The sequence below is a fragment of the Paracoccus fontiphilus genome, from assembly GCF_017356265.1.
Classification (GTDB): domain Bacteria; phylum Pseudomonadota; class Alphaproteobacteria; order Rhodobacterales; family Rhodobacteraceae; genus Paracoccus; species Paracoccus fontiphilus.
In genome coordinates this window covers 1-1,347 of the sequence record NZ_JAFNAW010000171.1, presented here as the reverse complement: position 1 = coordinate 1,347, position 1,347 = coordinate 1, and the positions used below count along the sequence as shown (strand labels likewise).

1 protein-coding gene and 2 pseudogenes are annotated in these 1,347 nt (G+C 59.8%); 2 read left to right on the top strand and 1 reads right to left on the bottom strand.

Features of this window, described 5'->3' with window-relative positions; genetic code table 11:
- Nucleotides 1–518: pseudogene (gene istB / locus J0F76_RS20705) on the top strand (IS21-like element helper ATPase IstB); the annotation flags it as partial.
- Nucleotides 519–606: 88 nt separating this feature from the next.
- Nucleotides 607–828 (top strand): annotated as a pseudogene (locus J0F76_RS20700) (ATP-binding protein); the annotation flags it as partial.
- Between the two features lie 66 nt (nucleotides 829–894).
- On the opposite strand, the gene J0F76_RS20695 reads toward J0F76_RS20700, so the two are convergent.
- Nucleotides 895–1,266: a hypothetical protein gene (locus J0F76_RS20695; RefSeq protein ID WP_207472350.1), complete on the bottom strand. Its 372-nt coding sequence runs from the start codon at nucleotides 1,264–1,266 to the stop codon at nucleotides 895–897.
- Nucleotides 1,267–1,347 lie beyond the last annotated feature (81 nt).

Sequence of the window (1,347 nt, the reverse complement as noted above, 5' to 3'; positions counted from 1 at the left end):
TGAAAGCCGAGATGGCCGAGCGCGAGGTCCGCTCCATTGCCTATCACATGAAGGCCGCGCGCTTCCCGGCCTACAAGGACCTCTCGGGCTTTGACTTCTCGGCCAGCGAGGTCAACGAAGCCACAGTGCGACAACTGCATCGTTGCGAGTTCATGGACGGGGCTCAGAACGTGGTCCTGATCGGCGGTCCGGGCACGGGGAAGACCCACGCCGCAACCGCCCTCGGCGTCCAGGCCATCGAGCATCACCGCCGCAAGGTCCGCTTCTTCTCCACCATCGAACTGGTCAATGCCCTGGAACAGGAGAAGACCAAGGGCAAGGCCGGGCAGATTGCCGAAAGCCTGACCCGCCTCGATCTCGTGATCCTTGATGAGCTGGGCTATCTGCCCTTCAGCGCCTCGGGCGGGGCGCTTCTGTTCCATCTGCTCAGCAAGCTTTACGAGCGGACCAGCGTCATCATCACCACGAACCTCAGCTTCAGCGAATGGGCCACGGTCTTCGGCGACGCCAAGATGACCTGTGAGCGCGCGCGCCATGGTGCCGGTCACCGCCGCCTGGCCTGATTTTACCCCGCCGCGTGGCCGGATTTTGCACCGCCGTTGACACAAGCTTTACGAGCGGACCAGCGTCATCATCACCACGAACCTCAGCTTCAGCGAATGGGCCACGGTCTTCGGCGACGCCAAGATGACCACTGCGCTGCTCGACCGTCTCACCCATCGCTGCCACATCCTGGAAACCGGAAACGACAGCTTCCGCTTCAAGGCCAGCTCAGCCGCCGCAGCGCGCCAGAAGAAGGAGAACAATCACGCCTTGACCACTGAATGACCCGAAAACCATAATCAAAGGTGGGTCAGTTCTCGATGGAAAACCTGGGTCACTTCTGGGTGGAAATCAACAATCCAGAGAATAGGCCCGAATGGTGAAGTGCGTCGATAACCGCTTGCTCAGGAAATCGATCAGACTCTCGGGCCAGATCGTCAACTTGGGCGGAATAGCAGGCGGACCAAATTCAGGATTCTCCGCTGCTGCGGCAGCGATTGCTGCTGCCCTCATCGTTTCGGCATCGCTCACCGCACCCATGTATTCCTTGTACAAGAGCGCAAGGTCTTTCGGCTCGTAGCGCAGCCGGACACCGAGTCTTCCTCCCTCCCAATCCAAGGTCGGAATGAGGTCGCGAACGTGGTGCATCTCCCCCGCTTCAACGTGTAGCCACAGGTCCAACGTCGGCAATGCGCTAATCCACGGATCAACCACTAAGAACATCTAACAAAACCGTTTGATCTGGTTTAGGCAGATGAGGGCGCAGCCGAGGATCACGAAAGCCTCGTGGATGTCGGCGCGCCG